This window comes from Brevundimonas pondensis, from assembly GCF_017487345.1.
GTDB classification, from domain to species: Bacteria; Pseudomonadota; Alphaproteobacteria; order Caulobacterales; family Caulobacteraceae; genus Brevundimonas; species Brevundimonas pondensis.
In genome coordinates this window covers 1,063,444-1,084,465 of record NZ_CP062006.1, presented here as the reverse complement: position 1 = coordinate 1,084,465, position 21,022 = coordinate 1,063,444, and the positions used below count along the sequence as shown (strand labels likewise).

The 21,022-nt window shown below is 69.2% G+C and carries 18 protein-coding genes; 7 read left to right on the top strand and 11 right to left on the bottom strand.

Annotation, left to right across the window (positions count from 1 at the left end; translation table 11 throughout):
* Positions 1-99: 99 nt before the first annotated feature.
* Genes trbB through IFE19_RS05375 form a run of 3 tightly spaced genes read right to left on the bottom strand, consistent with a single transcriptional unit; the run spans position 100 to position 2,462 of the window.
* Complete coding sequence (gene trbB, locus IFE19_RS05385) at positions 100-1,059, bottom strand: P-type conjugative transfer ATPase TrbB (RefSeq protein WP_050796653.1); 960 nt, start codon at positions 1,057-1,059, stop codon at positions 100-102.
* Entirely contained in the window at positions 1,049-1,489 is a 441-nt protein-coding gene (locus IFE19_RS05380; protein WP_115616101.1) for a hypothetical protein, read from the bottom strand. The genes trbB and IFE19_RS05380 overlap by 11 nt, the downstream gene beginning before the upstream one ends.
* Positions 1,482-2,462: a type IV secretory system conjugative DNA transfer family protein gene (locus tag IFE19_RS05375; RefSeq protein WP_207826244.1), complete on the bottom strand. Its 981-nt coding sequence runs from the start codon at positions 2,460-2,462 to the stop codon at positions 1,482-1,484. Before IFE19_RS05375 ends, IFE19_RS05380 begins: the two co-directional genes overlap by 8 nt.
* Positions 2,463-2,658: 196 nt before the next feature.
* On the opposite strand from IFE19_RS05375, the gene IFE19_RS05370 reads away from it, so the two are divergent.
* Positions 2,659-3,114 carry a thermonuclease family protein gene (locus IFE19_RS05370; protein WP_225910420.1) on the top strand — a complete coding sequence of 152 codons (456 nt, stop codon included), beginning with the start codon at positions 2,659-2,661 and terminating at the stop codon, positions 3,112-3,114.
* A gap of 548 nt (positions 3,115-3,662) precedes the next feature.
* Positions 3,663-4,940, top strand: coding sequence for an ATP-grasp domain-containing protein (locus IFE19_RS05365; RefSeq protein ID WP_040345387.1), 1,278 nt, complete (start codon positions 3,663-3,665; stop codon positions 4,938-4,940).
* A gap of 288 nt (positions 4,941-5,228) precedes the next feature.
* Here the strand turns inward: IFE19_RS05365 and IFE19_RS05360 are convergent, their stop codons facing one another.
* The 3 genes from IFE19_RS05360 to IFE19_RS05350 all read right to left on the bottom strand — a co-directional run bounded on the left by IFE19_RS05360 (position 5,229) and on the right by IFE19_RS05350 (position 7,878).
* Complete coding sequence (locus tag IFE19_RS05360; RefSeq protein WP_003164943.1) at positions 5,229-5,729, bottom strand: pyridoxamine 5'-phosphate oxidase family protein; 501 nt, start codon at positions 5,727-5,729, stop codon at positions 5,229-5,231.
* Between the two features lie 82 nt (positions 5,730-5,811).
* Positions 5,812-6,267 carry a DUF305 domain-containing protein gene (locus IFE19_RS05355; protein WP_198935240.1) on the bottom strand — a complete coding sequence of 152 codons (456 nt, stop codon included), beginning with the start codon at positions 6,265-6,267 and terminating at the stop codon, positions 5,812-5,814.
* Positions 6,268-6,717: 450 nt separating this feature from the next.
* Positions 6,718-7,878 carry an acetate/propionate family kinase gene (locus tag IFE19_RS05350; RefSeq protein WP_088491595.1) on the bottom strand — a complete coding sequence of 387 codons (1,161 nt, stop codon included), beginning with the start codon at positions 7,876-7,878 and terminating at the stop codon, positions 6,718-6,720.
* Positions 7,879-8,033: 155 nt separating this feature from the next.
* Here IFE19_RS05350 and IFE19_RS05345 point away from each other — a divergent pair, with 155 nt between their 5' ends.
* The 4 genes from IFE19_RS05345 (at position 8,034) to IFE19_RS05330 (ending at position 12,663) form a co-directional block, all read left to right on the top strand.
* A complete protein-coding gene (locus tag IFE19_RS05345; protein WP_050796666.1) occupies positions 8,034-8,273 on the top strand; it encodes a DUF2933 domain-containing protein in 240 nt (79 codons plus the stop codon).
* A 2-nt stretch (positions 8,274-8,275) separates the two neighbouring features.
* Positions 8,276-8,911 (top strand): methyltransferase family protein, encoded by a 636-nt coding sequence (locus IFE19_RS05340; RefSeq protein WP_207826242.1) that lies wholly within the window; start codon positions 8,276-8,278, stop codon positions 8,909-8,911.
* 55 nt (positions 8,912-8,966) lie between these two features.
* The gene (locus IFE19_RS05335) at positions 8,967-11,342 is read left to right on the top strand and encodes a heavy metal translocating P-type ATPase (protein ID WP_003164947.1); all 2,376 of its coding nucleotides are present in this window, start codon (positions 8,967-8,969) and stop codon (positions 11,340-11,342) included.
* A 295-nt stretch (positions 11,343-11,637) separates the two neighbouring features.
* Complete coding sequence (locus IFE19_RS05330; RefSeq protein WP_232623946.1) at positions 11,638-12,663, top strand: type II glyceraldehyde-3-phosphate dehydrogenase; 1,026 nt, start codon at positions 11,638-11,640, stop codon at positions 12,661-12,663.
* Positions 12,664-12,811: 148 nt separating this feature from the next.
* Here IFE19_RS05330 and IFE19_RS05325 read toward each other — a convergent pair whose 3' ends face one another.
* Positions 12,812-13,087, bottom strand: a complete 276-nt coding sequence (locus tag IFE19_RS05325) for a metal-sensitive transcriptional regulator (protein WP_003164950.1) — start codon at positions 13,085-13,087, stop codon at positions 12,812-12,814.
* 101 nt (positions 13,088-13,188) lie between these two features.
* On the opposite strand from IFE19_RS05325, the gene IFE19_RS05320 reads away from it, so the two are divergent.
* Positions 13,189-15,555 carry a heavy metal translocating P-type ATPase gene (locus IFE19_RS05320; RefSeq protein ID WP_040345397.1) on the top strand — a complete coding sequence of 789 codons (2,367 nt, stop codon included), beginning with the start codon at positions 13,189-13,191 and terminating at the stop codon, positions 15,553-15,555.
* Here IFE19_RS05320 and IFE19_RS05315 read toward each other — a convergent pair.
* From IFE19_RS05315 to IFE19_RS05300, 4 genes are read right to left on the bottom strand one after another with little or no spacing between them, the layout of a single operon-like run.
* Positions 15,536-16,048 (bottom strand): SRPBCC family protein, encoded by a 513-nt coding sequence (locus tag IFE19_RS05315; protein ID WP_225910419.1) that lies wholly within the window; start codon positions 16,046-16,048, stop codon positions 15,536-15,538. The genes IFE19_RS05320 and IFE19_RS05315 overlap by 20 nt on opposite strands.
* The gene (locus tag IFE19_RS05310; protein ID WP_207826240.1) at positions 16,045-17,088 is read right to left on the bottom strand and encodes a hydroxyacid dehydrogenase; all 1,044 of its coding nucleotides are present in this window, start codon (positions 17,086-17,088) and stop codon (positions 16,045-16,047) included. Before IFE19_RS05310 ends, IFE19_RS05315 begins: the two co-directional genes overlap by 4 nt.
* A gap of 11 nt (positions 17,089-17,099) precedes the next feature.
* Positions 17,100-18,002: a universal stress protein gene (locus IFE19_RS05305; RefSeq protein WP_207826237.1), complete on the bottom strand. Its 903-nt coding sequence runs from the start codon at positions 18,000-18,002 to the stop codon at positions 17,100-17,102.
* Positions 17,999-20,929, bottom strand: coding sequence for a beta-phosphoglucomutase family hydrolase (locus IFE19_RS05300; protein ID WP_207826235.1), 2,931 nt, complete (start codon positions 20,927-20,929; stop codon positions 17,999-18,001). The genes IFE19_RS05305 and IFE19_RS05300 overlap by 4 nt, the downstream gene beginning before the upstream one ends.
* Positions 20,930-21,022 lie beyond the last annotated feature (93 nt).

Genomic DNA, 21,022 nt, shown 5'->3' with positions numbered 1-21,022 from the left:
TTGATCGATGCGGCATGCCTTCGTCCGCGTGTCCGAGGCCCGGCGGCACGCCGCGCATGGGCGCCAGGAGCCAGAGGCTTGCGTGTGACGAAACGGGGCTCAGGCCAGACGGTCGATGCAATAGGCGCCGTCGTCCTCGCCATGGACCCCGAGCACGCCGGTCACCCGCCGCCCCGTCTTCGTCCGGCTGATATGGACGATGCGATCGACAGACTGGCCGATGAGGCGCCGGGGCATGCGCACAGCCACCTCGCCGATCAGGTCCTCAAGCCGGCGCAGAACGTCCTCGGCGGAATTGGCGTGCAGGGTGGACAGCCCGCCCGGGTGGCCGGTGTTCCAGCTCTTGAGGGTTTCCAGCGCGGCCGCCCCGTCGCGCATCTCGCCTATGACGATGCGGTCGGGTCGCATGCGCAGGGCGTCCCTCACCAGATCCGCCACGCCGATCGCCGCCGGAGACCGGCGCGTCAGCACGGCGACCAGGTCCCAGGCGGCGCACTGCAGTTCGGCGGTATCCTCGATCAGGAAGACGCGGTCTCCGGCAAAGGCCGGCTCCGCCAGGATGGCGTTGGCCAGGGTGGTCTTGCCGGACCCGGTACCGCCCGAGATCAGGATGTTCTGTCGCCCCGTCGCGGCGGCGCGGAGCGCCTGCGCCTGGGCGGCGCTCATGACCCCGTCGCGCACATAGTCGTCGAGCGTCCAGATCACTGCTGGACGTTTCCGGATCGAGAAGGCGGGCGCGGACGACACCGGCGGCAGGACGGCCTGGAATCGCTCTCCACCGCCGGGAAGTACGCCTGACAGCCTCGGCTGGGCCCGCCCTGTCGTCTCGCCCCCGAAATCGGCGACGAGGCGGATGGCGCGCTCGCGGTCCTCCGCCGCCAGCCTCACCCCCGTATCGACGCGTCCTTCTCCCGCCCGGTCCAGGATCAGACGCCCGTCGGGATTGGCCATCACCTCGACCACAAGGGGATCCGCGAGCGCCGCCAGAATGGGTTCGCCGAGCGCATGCCGGAGCGCCTCAAGTCGACGCTCGCCGGTCGCCGCCGGCTCAGACGTCACGGTCCACGCCCCGGCCCATGGCCGCGGTCGCCCTGGTCCGCATCCGGCCGGCGACGATGCGAGCGGCCGTGTCGTTCAGCATCCGGTCGACCCGGCGATCGACCGAGGCCTGGACAGTCGGATCATCATCCGGCTCTGCGTCCGGCAGCCGCTGAAAGAAGGCCCGGGCCATCTCGACCAGGAGCTCCTGCACGATCTGCATGTCGCGGGCGGTGGATCGCATATGGTCGCGAAAGGCCCGCTCCAGCGCCTCCAGGCGGTCCTCCGCGTCGCCGCGAGCGGCGGTCTGCAGCCCCCGGGCGATCGCGCGACCGGCCGCCTGGCTCAGCGCCATGCGGCCCGCACGCGCCTCGCGATTCAGGCCTGTCACCACCTTGGGGTCGCTGAGATAGACCTGGACGCGGCAGGTTCCTCCGGACTGCCTAGCCATCCCGCCCTCCCTGCATATGGTCGAGCACCGCCTTCTGGGCCGCGAGCCCTCTGAACATCTCGTTGTAGGCCTCGGCCATCTGGGCGGCGGCCTTGCGATCATCCATGGCCGCCGCGGCCTCCTTGAACAGGGGCAGGACAGCGCTCGCATCCTCTCCGAAACCGCGCCGGCCCGACCAGGGATGCGGAGGCGCCCCGGGCGTATCCAGCCGCGCCGCCTGATCCGGCGCCGCAGCCAGCGCCCGCGAGCGAAAGGGCTGCACCGCGTCGTAGCGCAGCTTGCGCGCGCGAAGGGGCCGGACGCCGGCGGCGAAGACGATCTGCTCCTCGTCCGGCAGTCCGCGCACCTCGCCCGGCTCAAGGAGGGGTCGTTCTGTCTGCGACCGCGACACCGAGCTCCGACCGGCGCCGAAGCCCGCCGGGCCGCTCCGCCCTGTCCGGGTCTCGAGAACGACGCCGGTCATTTTCGACACCTTGTCCTGGGTCAGGGGGTCAAGGGCGGCGAAGGCGGTGTAGACGGCGCAGTTGTCGAGGATGGTGTTGTTGGGGCCGTCAGCGCGCCCTTCGTCCTTCATCAGGATGTTGCGGCGGTCGAGGTAGAGGACGCGAAACTGCTCGCGAGGCGCATGGGCCATATCTGCGCGGAGATAGGTCGTCAGGGCGGTCCATGACGACAGGACCGGTCGATGGCAGGCCTCCGCCCTCGCCATGGCCACCGCCAGCGCCCGGATCCGTAGGAGATCGGCGACCGCGGCCGTCGCGAGGCCGGCACGAAGCAGGGCGGCTTCATCAGCCGCGGCGACGTCGGCCAGCCCTCCGAAGTCCGCGATCAGATCGGCGGCGGCGGCCCGGCTGGCGGCTGGAGACTGGGTTCGCGAAAGGATCGCCGCCAGAAGGTCAAGGTCGCCGTCCTCCACGGTCGAGGCTGGCGCAGGGGCGAATTCACGGATGTTCGACGCGGGTCGGGACGACATGGCGTCCTCCTGTTTGGCGCTCCCGATCGGAGCGCTCCCAGCCGCCCTTCCTTTTCCTTCACCGGGATACCCGGCTCACGGCCCGTTCACCCATTGGCCCTAGCCTGTCTCGATGAGCTCGAAACCATCCCGTTCAACCGGCTCTTGCAAGCCATACCGGCGCAACAGTCGCTTCCTCTCCATGACGGCGACCCTCATGGCTGTCGCCTTCATCGCCGCCCTGAACTGGCCTGCGGCGGACGCCGTTGGTCACGCGTCGCCGCCCGCCACGGCCGATGCAGACGCGCTTCCATCGTCGCCGTCGGAGACGGGTTTCCGATGCAATGTGGCCTATGTGAACGACGGCGACACCCTGCGCTGCAAGGACGGTACAAAGATCAGACTCCACGCCGTGGCGGCGCGGGAGGCCGACGAAACCTGTTCGCCGGGCCATCCTTGCCCGACCGCCAGCGCCGCTTCCGCTACAGCGGAACTGAACCGGCTTGTCGCGGGCAAGACCCTTCGCTGCGAGCAGACCGGCCGAAGCTACGACCGCATCACCGCCATCTGCTGGTCGCCGTCGGGCGAAGAGATCAATTGCGCCATGATCACGAGCGGCACGACCCTGGTCTGGGAGACATTTGACCGGCGCAAGCCGCTTTGCGGGCGCTGACATTGACGACAGCAGAAGTCACCGGGAAAGCCTTCGCGGAGAAGGTGCTCCAAGTCGACGACGCGACAGCCTGTGCGTGGCCTCACCGCCCACCCGGCCGCCTGGATCGAGGAGCGCCATTCTGATTCCGACCCCGCCGAACTGGACCGTTCCACCGGCCGCGCCGACCCCGACAGCGTGATCCGCCTCATCGCCTGCCGCCGGCTCCACTGCGGCGCAGTCCGGAGCCGAAAGGGCCTGGTCATCATCCATGACCGGGCTATCGCCTCATGCAGGCTCAACGGACGCCGCGCCGGCGCCCTTCTCCACGGCCGGGCGCCGAGAAGGCGGGATTTATCGCCGGAATCTTCGGTCGTCCGGCGGGCCTTCGCCCGCAGCGACGTATCGAACCCGGGACGGCGCGGGGCCGAAACGATCCCGCCGTCGCGCACCGGCGCTCCAGAAGTCGAACGCACGCGGATTGCTTCGCAAGACGAAGCCGTCGCACAATCCGGTACGCGGCCGCTGGGACCTGACACCCTCGATCCCGGCCCGATCAAAGGAACACCATGGCGACAACCGACGATACCCGTGACGGCTCCTTCGACGCGGTGCTTAACAGGGATTGTTTCTGCATCACGCTGGACCGGACCCGTCTGAGCTCGGCGATCCGTCAGCAGGCCGGGGAGCCGGACCTTGTCTCGGCGCTGCTTGCGGATCGACCGAACCTGTTCTCCGGCGGGCCTGTGTTCCTGTCCGCCCAGGACATCGAGGCCATGCTGGTCGTCGTGGCCGCCATCGAGGCTGCGGCCAGGACCCCGGCCTATCAGGAGGCGGTACTGGGTTGGGGCCCGGCCATCGCTCGCCGGGACTTCGGCCCGCGCGGGGTCTTCATGGGCTATGATTTTCATCTGGGCGACGGCGGTCCAAAACTCATCGAGGTGAATACCAACGCCGGAGGAGCATTCCTGAATGCGTTTCTTGCTCACGCCCAGGGCGAATGCTGTCGCGAGGCCCAGGACGCCATGCGCGCGCGGGTGATGGGAGACTTCGAAGCCCTCGTCTGGCGGATGTTCCTGAACGAATGGGCGTTGCAGGGTCGCTCGGGTCAACCGCGGACAATCGCCATCGTCGATGACCGCCCGAAGGATCAGTATCTGTTCCCGGAGTTCCTGTTGGCGCAGCGGTTTTTCGAACAGCGCGGCGTTACGGCGTGGGTCGCCGATCCCTCCGAACTCCATTTCTCCCAGGGGCGACTGGAGCATGAAGGCGAGATTGTGGATCTCGTCTACAATCGCCTCGTCGACTTCTCCCTCGGTGCTGACGGGCACGAAGCCCTGCGTGACGCCTATCAGAACGGAGCCGTCGTTCTGACGCCCAGTCCGCGCAACCACGCTCTGTTCGCCGACAAGCGGAACCTGAGCCTGCTGTCAGACCCGGACATGGTCGCCGGTTGGGGACTTGCTCCGGATCATCAGAGAGGTCTTTCGGCGATCCCGAAAACCACCCTGGTGACTGCCGAGAACGCAGAGAGGCTGTGGACGACGCGCAACCGATATTTCTTCAAGCCGGCCGGCGGCCATGGTGGCAAGGCCGTCTACCGCGGCGACAAGATCACCCGGCGCGTATGGGCGGAAATTCAGCTCGGCGGCTATATCGCCCAGGAATTCGCGAAGCCCAGCGAACGTCGGATCAGGGTCGACGGCGAGATCCGTTCGCTGAAGCTCGATGTCCGTCTCTATGTCTACGACGGCGACCCGCTACTGGCGGCCGCCCGAGTCTATCAGGGCCAGACGACAAACTTCCGAACTCCGGGCGGGGGCTTTGCACCGGTTTTTGTCGTCTAGGCCCGGCGGGCGCGGGATCAGAAATCCCGGTCAATAGGCCTCACGGAGGTTGGTGTGGCGGCCGTCACGCCGAACGACACCAGCCCCGTGACGGCGCCGATCAGAACGCTCCCGGCCGTGTGGCCCGAAGCGTTCTGATCGCGCCATGGATCGGCATCAGGCCAGTCGTGCTCATAGGGGCCCAATCGCCCTGAAGACGCGACGGAGCCACCGCGCCAGCCCGGGCCACTCGATCCGGGCCACGGCAGATCCCATCTCTGGGCGACGGACGACAGTATGATCCCATGCCTATGAGGATGAAGGCGGGTTGTCCTGGCGACTGCGTGGCGCCTGATCGTCACGCAGGTCGATCAGTTCCGTCTGACCGAAGGTTCTGCTGTAGTCCAGGACCGAGACGATGGTCGGGCGCAGGCGAACCACCACCACCCCCTCCAGCACCGCCGCCGGCGCAGGACGCCCTGGTCTCGGAAATTTCCTTAAGACCAGATCAGCCACTCTCAACAGCTCCCCGGGGTCCGTAACACGCTCCGCCCTTGCCGCGAGCGAGATCGCCTGGATGTCTTTAGAAGTCTCGTGATCGGGCGTGACGGTCGCGGACACCCGGGAGTCACGGGCGATGTTTCCAATCTTCTGCGAGTGGGGCGCCGTCCCGAAATAGATGTCGAGCTCATCGTTGACGAAACTCACAACCGTTGCATGCGGCCAACCGTCTTCACGCACCGTCGCCACGGTCAGGGTGTCGGCGCGGCCGAGAATGGAGAGGATCAGCTGCCTCTGCTCAAGTTCCAACCCAAATCCTCCAGCCTGGCAGGGAGCACGGACGGCGACGGACAGAGCATGATCAGGCCCCGCCGTGCCGCCCTCGTTACAATCAGCCGGGATGACGCTCAAGCCAGGATTCGAGCTCTGCGATTTCTCTCGTCTGCGCGTCGATGACCGCCTGAGCCATGCGACGGACCTCAACGTCTGTCGCATCACTTCCAAGCAGAGCCTGCGCCATAGCGACAGCCCCTCTATGGTGGGCGATCATCTTCCTCGCCCAGGTCCGCTGGGTGTTCACATCGGTCGCCATCATCATGGCGCGGTGCATGCTCATCTCGGCCTCAGAAAAGGGTGTCCGAGCCATGTTCATTCCCGGCGGCATCTGCATGCCGCCCATCATGCCGGAGCCCTGGGCCGCATGCGGCGCCTGCATGCCGCCCATAGGTCGATCCGGGGGCGCCGTACCTGAGGCAGGCGCGCTGGCGCACCCGGCGGCGGCGAGCAGGGAAAGTGTTGACAGGGCGATGGCCGTCCGCCTGACGGGCCGTTGGGCGAAGTTGGTCATGGACGTGAATCCTCTGGATCAAGCCATCTGCCAACGGGATGTCCGCGACATGACGGCTGCGGCCGTGCTTGACCCTGATCTGAACGAACGTCGGCATCCTTGGTTCAGTTCACCAGGCGAAGTACGCCCTGACCGGTGCAGCGGCGCTGGTCAGGGATCCGGCGCAAACCGAGGCTGAGCAAGACGCCGATCCCGGTCGCTACGGAAGCTCGTTCCAGACCCGCGCCGCACCGTCTTCCGGCGCCTGCGATGGATCACCTAGCGACGTCACGGGATTCTCCCGGGGTTTCGGTGGACGCAGCGCTTCCGGGTCGCAGTCCCCGGCGACGCAGGCGCCGCCGGCCGCCTCCCGCGGCCCTGGTCGGGTCATCGCCGGCCTCCTTACAAGAGCCCACCGGTCCCCGTCGCAGCGGCCGGTGAACGCCGTCCGCGCCCCCTGCCCCCGGCGCTTCATTCCGCCAGATCAAGCAGCGCCGCCGTCTGGCGCGCGATCACAACCTCCTCGTCTGTCGGTATCATCCAGACCGCCACGGCGCTGTCGGCCGCATTCAGACGGCCGGCGCCGCGCTCGTTCGCGGCGGCGTCGAGCCTGACCCCGAGCCAGCCGAGGCGCGCGCAGATCTCGGCTCGGATCCGCGGCGCGTTCTCGCCGACACCCGCCGTGAAGACCAGGCCGTCCAGCCCTCCGAGGCTGGCCGCCAGCGCCGCCATCTCGCGCGCGGCGCGATGGACGTAAAGATCCAGAGCCTCGCGCGCCGCCGGTTCGCGGCTCTCGAGCAGGTCGCGCATGTCGCCGCTGAGGCCAGAGACGCCGAGCAGTCCCGACTGGCGATAGAGCAGATCGGTCAGGCCGTCGGCGTCCAGTCCCCCCTCGCGCAACAGATAGAGCACCGCGCCCGCGTCCAGACTGCCGCAGCGCGTGGCCATGACCAGACCGTCGAGCGGCGTGGCGCCCATGGTGGTGTCAATGCTGCGCCCGTCGCGGAGGGCGCACAGACTGGCTCCCCCGCCGAGGTGGGCCGCGACCACACGGCCGGCGGCCGTGGGAGGGTCGAGCGCCGCCAGACGTCCGGCGAGATACTCATAGGACAGGCCGTGAAACCCGTAGCGGCGAAGACCCCGCGCCTCCCAGACCCTCGGCAGAGCGAAACGGTCAACCACGGGATCATGGCCCGCGTGGAAGGCGGTGTCGAAGCACAGGACCTGCGGCAGCCCCGGCCGCGCGGCGCGAAGGGCGGACGCCCCCGCCAGCGACTGGGACTGGTGCAGGGGGGCGAGCGGCGCGAGCGCCGCCACGGCCGCGAGGACCGCCTCCGTGACAAGCGTCGCCGCGCAGAAACGCGGCCCGCCATGAACCACCCGATGGCCCACGGCGGCGATCGGTCCGGGCAGGCGCATCTCAAGCCACCCGAGGAGGTCCGGCGCCGAAGTCCGAGGCCAGGGCTCGTCTGAAAGAACCGCCCCGGCCGGGTCATAACTCAGCAGTCGGGGCGCCTCGCCGTGCATTTCGATCCGGCCGCGCAGACAGGGCGCCAGTCCGCCCGGCCCCTGATCGAAAACGCCGAACTTGCAGGTCGAGGACCCGCTGTTGAGAGCAAGAATGAACGGCATGCCCGACTGCACTCCCCACCTGACCGCGACCCAGCTGTCCACGTCTGACGCTGACGACGGGCGGCTCTTACGATCGTCGACGCCACGCGTCCGTAATGTTTGGCCGGGTGGGGCGTCAGACGACGGGATGGTGTTCAGCACGGAAGGCGCCTCGCATGACCTCCAAATCCCCGGCCGCCGGCCGGGTCTTCAGGCTTCTGACCCTGGGCGCCTTCGCGGCGGGGCTGGCCTATCTGCTGATCGGCGAGCACCGGGTTCACCTGCTCGGCTGGGCGCCGTTCCTGCTGTTGCTGCTCTGTCCCCTGCTGCACATGACCATGCATGGCGGCCATGGCGGGGGGCACGGCCCCGACCACCCGGGCGACCGCGCCCGTCCCCCAGCTCCGGAGGCCTGATCATGGCGGAACCGCAAACGTACGGGCTCTGGTCGCTGGTGGCCCTCAACTCCATCCTGTTCATCTTTTTCGCCTTCACCTTCTTCAAGCCGAAGACGGCGAGGGACTGGCGCGCCTTCGGCGCCTTCAGCGCCTTCCTGATCGCCTTCTTCACCGAGATGTACGGTTTCCCGCTGACGATCTTTCTGTTGGCCGGTTGGTTACAGAGCCGCTTTCCCGGCGTGGACTGGTGGTCCCATGACGCCGGACACCTGCTTGAGATGATGTTCGGCTGGCGAGCGCACCCGCACTTCGGGCCCTTCCATATTCTCAGCTTGGTTCTCGTTGGCGGCGGGTTCTGGCTCCTCTCCGCGGCATGGCCGGTGCTCTATAGCGCGCAACGAGAAGGCCGGCTGGCGACGACCGGTCCCTACCGGTCAATCCGCCAGCCGCAGTATGCCGGTTTCGTGCTGATCATGATCGGCTTTTTGCTTCAATGGCCGACGCTGCTCACCCTGGCGATGTTCCCGGCGCTGGTCATCCTGTACTGGCGCCTCGCCATGGCGGTGGAGCGAGAGACCGCCGCCCGCTTCGGCCCGGCCTGGAGCGCTTACCGGCAGGCTACGCCCGCGTTCGTTCCCCGCCTACGCCCCCTGTAGGGCGCGGAATCCCACCGACCTCAAGACTGAACTGCTTTCGACTGGAATTTCCTTCATGCATACTACTACCGTCGATGTTTCCGGTTTCAGCACGCCGCTGGATTCACTGGTGATCGAGAAGCACCTGCGGGGCCTGAAGGGCGTGCTGGAAGCCGCCGCCAACTTCGGCTCGGCGACCGCGACGATCCGATATGACGAAGCCCTGGTCAGCCAGGTCGAACTGGAACAGGCGGTGCGGGATTGCGGCTTCCACTGCCGCGGCGAGGTCGTGCCGCGTCACATCTGCGTCCCGCATGAGGAGGTCGTGGACGCCCGGTCGCACCTCCAGCATCCCGCAGCTCCGGCGGCCGCCCATGAGGGCCACGCGCCCTCTGCTCATCCTGCCCAAGCCGGCGCCGACGACATGGCCGAGATGGGGCACGGCCCCGGCATGGACATGCAGGCCATGGCCCGGGACATGCGCAACCGCTTCCTCTTCGCCGTCGCCTTCACCCTCCCGATCTTCCTGCTCGCCCCGATGGGCATGGACTTCATGCGAGTGGAGCCGCCGTTCGGCCTGCCGCTGAAGCCCCTGCTGTTCGTCCTGGCCAGCGCCGCCATCCTCTATCCGGGCTGGCCCTTCTACATCGCCGCCGTCCGGGCCCTGCGACGCGGTGTGCTCAACATGGCGGTGCTGGTCCTGCTCAGCGTCGGCACCGGCTACCTGTTCAGCGTCGGCGCCACCTTCTTCTACGACGCGCCCGACTTCTACGAAGCCTCGGCCCTGCTGCTGGTCTTCATCCTGATGGGCCACTGGCTGGAGATGCGGGCGCGGGCCGGCGCCTCGGACGCCATCCGCAGGCTGATGGACCTGGCGCCGCCCACCGCCCGGGTGCTGCGCGACGGCGTCGAGGTCGAGGTCGCGACCTCCGCCGTGCTGGTGGGCGACCGGGTGGTCGTCCGGCCGGGCGGCCGCATCCCCGTGGACGGCGTGATCGAGGACGGCGGCTCCGAGGTCGACGAATCCATGCTGACCGGAGAATCCCTGCCCGTGACCAAGGGCGCCGGGGATTCCGTGACCGGCGGCGCGATCAACAAGACCGGCGCCTTCCGTTATCGGGCGACGCGGGTAGGCGCCGACACCGCCCTGGCGCAGATTGTCAAGCTGGTGCAGGAGGCGCAGAACTCCAAGGCCCCGGCCCAGTTGCTCGCGGACCGCGCCTCCCAGTGGCTTGTGCTGGCCGCTGTCGTCATCGGCCTGCTCACCTTCGGCGTCTGGTTCTGGGCCCTGGGCCAGACCCTGCTGTTCGCCCTGACCCTGACCATCACCGTCTTCGTCATCGCCTGCCCCGACGCTCTTGGCCTGGCCACGCCCATGGCGATCATGGTGGGCACGGGGCTGGGGGCGCGCCACGGCGTGCTGATCAAGAACGCCGCCGCTCTCGAGCATGCCGTCAAGCTGGACGTCATCGTCTTCGACAAGACCGGCACCCTGACCCTGGGCGCGCCGAAAGTGGTCCAGGTCACCCCCGCCGCCGGAGTGGACGAGACCGACCTGCTGACCACGGCCGCGGCCCTGGAGCGAGGATCCGAACACCACATCGCCAAGGCCGTGCTGGAGCGGACGAAGGACCTCCCCGAACTGGCCGCTGCCGGCTTCGAATCCTTCGGGGGCAAGGGACTTCGGGCGACCGTGGCCGGGCGGACCGTCCTCTCCGGCAACCGCATGCTCATGGCCGACAACGGCGTCGAGCTCGGGGAGCTGGCGACGGAATCCGAACGGCTGCAGGGCGCCGGCCGCACCGTAGTCCATATCGCCCGCGACGGGCGGGTCATCGGTCTGATCGCCGTGGCCGACGCCGTCCGCCCCACCGCGGCGGCGACCATCCGGCGACTGCAGGCCCTGGGCGTCAAGGTGGCCATGATGACCGGCGACAACCTCGGCACCGCACGGCGTATCGCCGGTGAACTGGGGATCGACATCGTGCTGGCGGAGGTCCTGCCCGGCGACAAGGCGCTCAAGGTGAAGGAACTCCAGGCCGCGGGCCACAGGGTCGGCATGGTTGGCGACGGGGTCAACGACGCCCCGGCCCTGACCCAGGCCGACGTCGGCTTCGCCATCGGCGCCGGCACCGACGTCGCCATAGAGAGCGCCGACGTGGTGCTGATGCGCAGCGACCCCGCCGACGTGGTCAAGGCCATCGAGCTGTCGCGCGCCACCCTGCGCAAGATGCATCAGAACCTGTGGTGGGCGGTCGGCTACAATCTCATCGCCTTTCCCCTGGCCGCGGGAGTCCTCTATCCCTTCACCCTCAGCCCCGAGATCGCCGCCCTGTCGATGTCCGGCAGTTCGGTGCTGGTGGCGGTCAACGCCCTGATGCTCAAGCGTCTGCGGCTGGGCGCCGGCATGGACGTCCAGCCGCCGTCGCGGTCAGCCGTAACGCAGGCGTAGCGTCGCCCCCTGCGGCATGGTCCGCCCGGCGCCGCAGGCCTGTCGTTCGCCTATGCAGACGAGGGGTCCTCCGCCGCTCCGGGATACGCAAGCGGTCCGGCGGCGTGCGATAAGGTCGCCGCCTCGCCTGTAATCCCGCGGCGGGGGCTGCGTCTTCTTAAGGAGAACACACGCGCGCAGCGAGGGGTCGCCGTCCTCCTGCGCCGATGGGCTGGCCAGAGCCCATGCCCAACGGACGAGGACAGCGATCATGGTTCACTCGGATATTATCCGCGTCGGGGTCAATGGATACGGCGTGATCGGCAAGCGCGTGGCCGCCGCCGTCAGACAGCAGGACGACATGATCCTCGTGGGCGTCGCCGACGTCAGCGCCGACTGGCGCCTGCGTCTTGCGGCCCGGATGGGTTTCTCCCTCTACGGCGCCGCCCCCGGGGCCGCCCTGGCGATGCAACGGGCCGGTCTCCCTGTGGCGGGCGATCTGGACGACCTGATCGCGTCGGTCGATGTCATGGTGGACTGCACGCCCAAGGGGATCGGCGCCGCCAACGCGGAGGTCTACCGGCGCAAGGACAAGCCCTTCATCGTCCAGGGCGGCGAGAAGCACGAAGTCGCCGGTCACTCCTTCGTGGCCGAGTCGAGCTACGCAGGCGCGCTCGGACGGCCGGCGACCAGGGTTGTCTCGTGCAACACCACGTCGATCGTGCGCACTCTCACCGCGCTCAAACAGGCGGGATTGCTGCGCCGGGCGCGGGGGACGCTGCTGCGGCGGGCCACCGATCCCTGGGAGAGCGACCGGGGCGGCATCATGAACACGCTGGCGCCCGAGCCCCAGATTCCGAGCCACCAGGGCCCCGATGCGCAGAGCGTCGATCCCGACCTGGATGTCGTGACCATGGCGGTCAAGGTCCCCGAGACGATCGCTCATCTGCATTACTGGTCGGTGCAGATGACCCGTGCGGCGGACAAGGCGGAGGTGGTCGCGGCCTTCCTCGCCTCCTCGCGCATCGCGGCGATCCGGATGGATGACGGCTTGACGGCGCTCAACAGCGTCAAGGAACTGATGGCCGACCTCGGCCGCCCGCATGACAATCTCTATGAAGTGGCGCTCTGGACCGACATGCTCCGCGTCCAGGGCGACGAGCTCTTCTACGCCTACATGGTCGACAACCAGGCCATCGTCATTCCCGAGACCATCGACGCCATCCGGGCCCTCTCCGGCCGGATCGCCGCGCCGGCCGTGTCGATCGCCAGGACCGACTCCAGCCTCGGCATCGGCGCTCTCGACCGGTTGGGTCCGCCGGACCAGGTCGGGGACTCATAAGCTCCGAGCCGGCGCAGCGGCCAGGGCGATGAGAATAGAGGAGCGAATATCCGGATCTCCAGATGGAGAAGGTCGCACCAGCAATGACCCGCGCGCCCGCGGACATTACGCACGACACGGCAAGGTCCGGCCCGACGTCTTTCCGCGGCTAGGTCAGGGCCCGATCCAGCACAGCCATGAGTTCGGCGGCCTTGGCCCGCCGCTCCGCCTCGTTCCCATCCACCAGCGCGCCGGTCACACAGTGATCCAGGTGGTCCTTGAGGATTTCGGTTTCCACCCGCCGAAGCGCCGCGCGTACGGCCTGCAGCTGGGTGAGGACGTCGATGCAGTAGCGGTCCTCGTCGACCATGCGGGCGATGCCCCGCACCTGCCCTTCGATGCGGCTGAGGCGGTTGAGCAGCTTCGGCTTGTCGTTATGGTCCAAGAGCGTCCTCCCTTGCCCGCGCGAGCATACCCCCTCGGGGTATTGGAAAATATACCGCGAGGGGTATATCAGATTACCACACGCTGTGGAGTTCTCCGGCCATGTCGAACGCCCCTTCCCACCCCGATCACCACCACGCCCACGCTTCTCACGCGGGCCATGGCGAGCCCCCTCCCGCCGGCAAGGTCCTCGACCCGGTCTGCGGCATGACCGTGGATCCGGAGACGACCGCGCACCGCGCCGAGTTCGACGGCAAGCCCTTCTTCTTCTGCTCGGCCGGCTGCCGGACCAAGTTCGTCGCCGAGCCGGCCCGCTATCTCGACGGCGGCAAGACCGAGGCGCCCGTAGCGCCGGCCGGGACCGTCTACACCTGCCCCATGCACCCGGAGATCCGCCAGGTCGGGCCGGGCTCCTGCCCGATCTGCGGCATGGCGCTCGAACCCGAACTGGTCACCGCCGCCAGCGCCCCGAACCCGGAGCTCACGGACTTCACGCGCCGGTTCTGGATCGGGCTGGCGCTGTCCGTTCCGGTGTTGGCCCTGGAGATGGGCGGCCACCTCACCGGGCTGATGATGAGCATGAGCGGCCAGACCTCGGCCTGGATCCAGTTCGCGCTCGCCACCCCGGTCGTGCTCTGGTCCGGCTGGCCCTTCTTCGAACGCGGCGCCAGGTCGCTGGTCACCCGCCATCTGAACATGTTCACCCTGATCGCCATGGGCGTCGGCGTGGCCTGGATCTACAGCGTCGTGGCGACCGTCGCGCCCCATCTGTTCCCGCCCGCCTTCCGCCGCGCCGACGGCAGCGTGCCGATCTATTTCGAGGCCGCGGCCGTCATCACTGTGCTGGTGCTGCTGGGCCAGGTCCTGGAACTGCGCGCGCGTGAGCAGACGTCCGGGGCCATCAGGGCCCTGCTGGACCTTGCGCCCAAGACCGCGCGTCGGGTCCGCGCCGACCGGACCGACGAGGAGGTCGGGCTCGACCAGATCCTGGTGGGCGACAACCTGCGCGTCCGCCCCGGCGAGAAGGTCCCGGTCGACGGCGAACTCGTCGAGGGCCGGGTGGCGATCGACGAGTCCATGGTCACAGGCGAGTCCATGCCGGTGACCAAGGAGCCCGGCGACAAGGTGATCGGGGGCGCCATCAACAAGACCGGCTCCTTCGTCATGCGGGCCGAGAAGGTCGGCGCCGACACCCTGCTCTCCCAGATCGTGCAGATGGTCGCCCAGGCCCAGCGGAGCCGGGCCCCCATCCAGCGCATGGCCGACCTGGTCTCCGGCTGGTTCGTGCCCGCGGTGATCCTGGTGGCGGCGATCGCGTTTGCGGTCTGGGCGAGCGTCGGACCGGAGCCGCGCTTCGCCTTCGCCCTGGTCGCGGCGGTATCGGTGCTGATCATCGCCTGCCCCTGCGCGCTGGGCCTCGCCACGCCGCTGTCGATCATGGTCGGCGTGGGCCGCGGCGCCCAGGCCGGGGTGCTGATCAAGAACGCCGAGGCGCTGGAGCGTTTCGAGAAGATCGACACCATCGTCATCGACAAGACCGGCACCCTGACCGAGGGCCGTCCGGCCGTGATCGCCATACACCCGGCGGCCGGCTTCAAGGAGGCCGAACTGCTACGGCTGGCCGCCAGCCTGGAGCGCGGCAGCGAGCATCCCCTGGCCGACGCCATCCTGCGCGCCGCGACCGAACGCAAGCTCGCCCTCGTCGAGCCGATGGACTTCGATTCTCCGGTCGGCAAGGGGGTCCTGGGCCGGATCGACGGCCGCCGCGTGAGCCTGGGCTCGGGCAAGTTCATGGCCGAGCAGGGCGTCGACACCTCCACCCTGGACGCGGAAGCCGAGAGCCTTCGCGCCGACGGCGCCACGGCTATCTTCGCGGCGGTCGACGGCGCCCTGGCCGGCGTCTTCGCCATCGCCGATCCGATCAAGGCCACCACGCTTCGGGCCGTTCAGGCCCTGCAGGCCGAAGGCGTGCGGCTGGTGATGATGACCGGCGACAACCGCACCACGGCGCTGGCCGTCGCCCGCCAGCTCGGGATCACCGAGGTCGAGGCCGAGGTGCTGCCGCAGGACAAGGCCGCTGTCGTCCAGCGGCTGCGGGCCGAGGGGCGCAAGGTCGCGATGGCCGGAGACGGGGTGAACGACGCCCCTGCCCTGGCCGCCGCCGAGGTAGGCGTCGCCATGGGCGCCGGATCCGACGTCGCCATCGAAAGCGCCGGGGTCACCCTGCTGAAGGGCGACCTGCAGGGGCTGGTCAAGGCGCGGCGGCTGTCGCACGCGGTGATGAGCAATATCCGCCAGAACCTGTTCTTCGCCTTCGCCTACAACGTGGCGGGCGTGCCGATCGCGGCCGGGCTGCTCTATCCGGTGTTCGGATGGCTGCTGTCGCCCGCCATCGCCGCCGGCGCCATGGCCCTGTCCAGCGTCAGCGTGGTGACCAATGCGCTCAGGCTCAGGGGCGTCCGGCTCTAGCCGGCGCTCGCGGACACCGGGCCGAAGGCGCGGCGGGCGTCACCCGCCATGCGTTCCACGACCAACGGGCGTAGGCGTCCGCCAGCCCCGGGACGAGGCGCCCGGGGCCGCGGGGCGCAGGGTCGTAGTCGATCCAGACCCGCAAGCCGGCCCCGCCACGGATCGGCGTGGTCTCGGAGCCCATCTCGTAGTCGCCGATGATGATCAGCCGCGGCCGGCCCACGGTGCGCCAGACCTTGCGCCGCGGCGGCGCGCGCTCGGTCACCACCTCGTCGACGAAGAGCCCGAGACCGAACGCCCGGCCGCCCATCCGGATGTGCGAGCCGACCACCTGCCCCCGGCCCGCGTCGAAGTCATAGGTCATCCGCCCCCCGCCCATCATCATCGACGGGCGGGCCATGTGCGCGGCCAGGCGGGTCTGGTCGTCGAGATGGGCGAACAGTCGATCCGGGGTCGCGGCGACCTGGACGGAGGCCTGCCTGTGGCGGGTCATGGACGGGTCTCCGCGACATCCCCCGCCGCCCCGGACGGGACCACCAGGTTCCGGGGCTCGCCCCGGGCGAAGGCTTCGATGTTGTCGAGCGTCGTGCCGACGATCCGCCCCAGGGCCTCGGCCGTGTCATAGGCGATGTGAGGCGTGACCACGACATTGGGCAGGCGCAGGAGCGTGTTGGCGGCCACCAGGGCGCGCAGGCGTTCGGCCGGCAGCGGCGTGTCCATGCGGAAGATCTCCGCCTCTTCGCGCAGGAGCGGCTCCTCGGAGAGGACGTCCAGCCCCGCCCCGGCCAGACGTCCGCTGCTCAGGGCGCGCACCAGGGCCGCGGCGTTCACCACCCCGCCGCGCGCCGTGTTGATCAGCACGCAGCCCGGCTTCATCACCGCGAACTGGGCGTCCGAGATCAGGTCGCGGGTCTGCGGCCCGCCCGGCGCGTGCAGGCTCACCACGTCGGCCCGGCGCAACAGGTCGTCCAGGGGCACATAGTCGAAGCCCAGCTCGGCGGCCGCGGCGGGATCAGGGTGCGGGTCGGCCGCCAGCGCCGTCATGCCGAAGCCGCGGGCGATGCGGATCACCCGCCGGCCGATGCGTCCGGCCCCAACCACGCCCAGGGTGCGGCCCTCGAGGTCGAAACCCCGCAGCCCCTCGACGTGGAAATCCCCCCGACGCGTCCTGTCGGCGGCCTCGACGACATGCCGCGAGACCGCGAGCAGCAGGGCGAAGGCGTGCTCGGCCACCGTCGGGTCGCCATAGTCCGGCACATTGCAGACCGCCACCCCGCGCGCGCGGCAGGCCTCAAGATCGATATGGTCGAAACCGGTGGAGCGCGTGGCGACCAGCCGCAACCGGGGCAGCGCCGCGATCACCGCCGCCGAGACCTCCGAGCCGACGAAGGGGCTCATCACCTCGGCTTCAACATAGTCCGGCGCGGTCTGCGGCGTCAGGCGCCCCGCGGTGCAGCGCACCCGGTGCCCCGGCTCCAGCCGCAGGCAGGCCTGGTGTTCCCACTCCGCCGCTTCGAATACCGCCACATCCATCCTGCCTGCTCCTATTGCGCCGCCGGCGCGGCGCGTGGCGCGCCGGCCGCCCCAGAGTTCCGGGGGCTGTTTGACCCGCCGCCCGCTCGGACGCGCACCACCATCGCGGGACAGGCCGCTTCACGCACGACAGCCTTGAGGGTCTCGGCGCGCTCGGGCGCCCAAATCCCCTTCCAGGTCAGGATGATGAGGTCGACGGATTCTTCACGCGCCACTCGCAGGATTTCTGACGCCGGAGAGCCGCGAGCGAGCAGCAGCCGGACGCGCAGGTCGGAGAGCGGGCATATGCAGGCGAGCCGTTCCATGAATTCGACCGCCCACGCCGGCCACTCGTGCTGGGGCTGATCCAGGTAGAAGGGCGACGTCAGCGAGCCCCGCGCCTGGGGACTGGCGGGGCCTGGCGCGGCGACCAGGAGCACCAGGAGGTCGGCGTCCGCGCGGCGCGCGAGCTCTACGCCGGGTTTCACCGCATCGCTGGCGGCCGAGGTCCCCTCGTGCGGGAGCAGAACCTTTCTCAGCCGCCAGTCCTGCAGCGGTTGCGCGGGGTTGACCAGGATCACCGGGCAGGATGCCCCGCGCAGCACGGAAAGAGCAGTCCCGCCTACCTTCCCGGCCGGGCTGCCCGGCGCGGTGTGGGTGCAAAGCACGATAAGACGGGCGTGAAGATCGCCAGCCGCAGCGAGGATCGCGGCGGCGGGTTCGCCGCTGCGAGTCTCGAGACTGGCGCCGCGCAGGTCCTCGGCGGCAAGCCCGAGCCGAGGCGCGATCTCCGCCGCAGCAGACGCCTGCTCGGCGACATGCAGGATGCGGACGGCCGCGTGCTCCAGACCCGAGAACACCTTGGCCACGGATAGCGCCGGGAGGGCGTCGGCCATCCCGTCCAATGGAACGAGGATCACGGGCTGATCGCTCACGGCGCAATTCCTGGCGCGGCTCCAATGCGCGCGCGGTCGTCCGGAAGCTTGAGCTCGTGATCCTTGCCGCGCCACTTGAAACGCAACGACACTCCTCGCCATTGCGGCGGCAGGTTCGGCTGATGCTCGGGCCCTTCCTCGGTGAACCGCAGGCCGGCGAAGCCGAACACCGCAGCCTGCCAGAGGCCCCCGAGGGCCGCCGCATGCACCCCGGCCGCGGCATTGCCCATGTTGTCCCCCAGGTCGATATCGCTCGCCTGTCGAAAGTAGCGCTCCGCGAGCCTCACGTCCCCGAGCCGCGCCGCGACCGCCGCATGGATCGCCGGACTGAGGGAGCTGCCGTGCGCGCAGCGCGGCTCGTAATAGCGGAAGTTGGCCTCCCGGACCTCCGGCGGGAAACGGTCCCACAGCAGATGCAGCAGCATCACGACATCCGGCTGCTTGATCGTCTTCGATTGGCGGATTCGCTCGCGACCGAGCAGCACGTCGATCGGCGCGTTGCGCGGCTCAAAGGCGGCGAGATCGATCTCCTCCAGTCCAAAGTAGCCCTGGAACTGCTCAAAGAGCCCGGTGCGCACGTCGAACCCCGTGTAAAGCTCCCGCGCCGCCGCACTCCAGGCAAGGGGCTCGGCCGCATCCATCGCCAGCGATTCCGAGAGCACACGCCACCGCTCTGGCCAGCGCTCGACCAGAAGCCGCGCCACGGCGTTCCCGGTCTCGAGATTCCACTGCGCCATGCCATTGGTGTAGGCGTCGTCGTCGACCGTCTCATGATACTCGTCCGGGCCCACCACGCCGCGGATGTGACGTAGGCCATCGCTTTCAAGCTTCGCGCGGCCGGCCCAGAAGCGGGCGGTCTCGAGGAGGATTTCGGCGCCGACGTCGAGCAGAAAACCTTCGTCCCTGGTCGCGCGCCAATAGGTCCAGACGCCGTAAGCGACGTCGGCGCTGATGTGCTGCTCCTGGTCGGCGAGCAGGATCGGGATGACCTCCCCATTCGGCGCGACAACGAAGGGCGGCGTCACGTCCTGACCGGTGTCTGCGGATTCCCAGGCATAGAAGGCGCCGCGCTCCCCATGGTGCGCGGCCTTGTCCCGAGCCGCCGGAAGCGTCCGATGGCGGTAGGTCAGAAGGGCCCTGGCCGCTTCCGGCCATGTCAGCACGTAGAACGGCAGCATGAAGATCTCGGTGTCCCAGAACACATGGCCTCCGTAGGCGGCGCCGGTGAGCGCCCGGGCGCCGATCGAGACGCGGTCATCGTCGGGGTCCACGGCGCTGAGCAGGTGATAGACCGCGAAGCGCAGCGCGCGCTGCGCGGCCGGGTCACCGTCGATGCCTATGTCGCTCGCCTCCCACCTGACCCTCCAGGCCTCCCGGTGGGCGGTGATCAGGGCCGACAAGCCTGTGTTGATCGCGCGGCCGGCCCGGCTGCGTGCGGCGACCTCCGGCTGATCCTGTTCCCTTGAGGTGCAGACGGCGACCACCCTGTCGAGTCGGTAGGTCTTCCCGAGTGCGAGCTCCAACACCATCGGCGGCCTGGGCGGGCGCCCAGACGCGGCGCTGCGGTCGCCGATCTCGCCGATCGCGCTTGCGGCGGCCAGCGCAATGACGCCGCCGTCGCCAAGTCGGCGCGTCGCCATCTCATCGAGAGGAACGTCCAGGCTTGCGGTCGCGCTGTAGTTCTCGGGCGCCACCGCAACCGACTGGATCAGGAGGCGCCGGTCGGCCTGGGAGGCAAGACGCAGCCCCCGCAGTCGGGTGATCCGACCGGCGGCGTCCTCGTGTCGCCACTCGCGCCAGAGAATCCCCTGCCGCATGTCGAGCATCCGGCGGTGCCTGAGGGTCCTGCCCGTATCCAGTCGGAGAGGCCGGCCCTCGATGGTCATGGAGAGCTTCGCCCAATCCGGCAGGATGGCAAGGCCGGGCGTCGCTCCCGGCTGCGCATCGAAGGCTCCGGCTACGAAAGTGGCGGGCGAGGACATCCCGCTTCCTTCCGCCAGCGACCCCCTGGAACCGAGATGGCCGTTTCCGATCGCGAAGATGGATTCCAGTTCGTGCTCCCGCGTGAGCGTGAAGCCTTCCTCCACGAGCAACCACTCGGGCGCGGCGCTGGGGGCCGCCGGCAGGCCCATGGGTGCGGCCGGCGCCGCCGGGACGATCCGCAGCTCCCCCAGATCCCGCACGACGAGCGAGGCGCCGTGCTGGCGCAGGACGGCGGCCTGCCCGGCTCGATCGACGCCGACGACGAGGCCGTAGCCCGCGGCCCGGATCGCCTCCACGCCGGCGATCGCATCCTCCACCCCGATGGCGCGCTTGGCGTCGACGCCGAGGAGCCGGGCGGCGTACACGAAGGTGTCCGGCGCGGGCTTGCCGTTCAGCCCCTGGCGCTCCGCTTCGACACCGTCGACACATGCGTCGAACAGGTCCGCGAGCCCCGCCGCCTCGATCACGGCCGCGGCGTTCTTGCTGGATGTGACCGCCGCGGTCTTCAGGCCTGCCTCGCGCAGCCTGCGGATGAGTTCGAGGGAGCTTTCGAACACCTCGACGCCGGATCGGCCCAGGGCCTGGCGGAACATCTGGTTCTTGCGTGCGCCGAGACCGAATACCGTTTCACGGTCGGCGCGATCATCCGGCTGGCCCTCCGGCAAGGTTACCCCGCGCGACGCCAGAAAGCTGCGAATCCCTTCGTGGCGCGGCTTGCCGTCGACATAGGTGCGGTAGTCGCGCTCCACGTCGAAGGGCCGGAACGCCTCTCCCTTCGTTTCGGCCCGGCGCCGGAGGAAGGCGTCGAACAACTTGCGCCAGGTGGCCGCATGGAGTGTCGCAGTCCGGGTGACGACGCCGTCCAGATCGAACATGGCGGCGTCGAACGCGCGCGTGTCCAGGACAAGGCCCTGGTCGACTGTGATACCGGCCGGCTCACTCATGTCGCTGAGTTATCAACTGCAGGACCCGCCCGCGCCAATGGATCAACGTTACGCCGGTCGTGTCGGTTCCCGGTTTCCCTATGCGGGGACCGG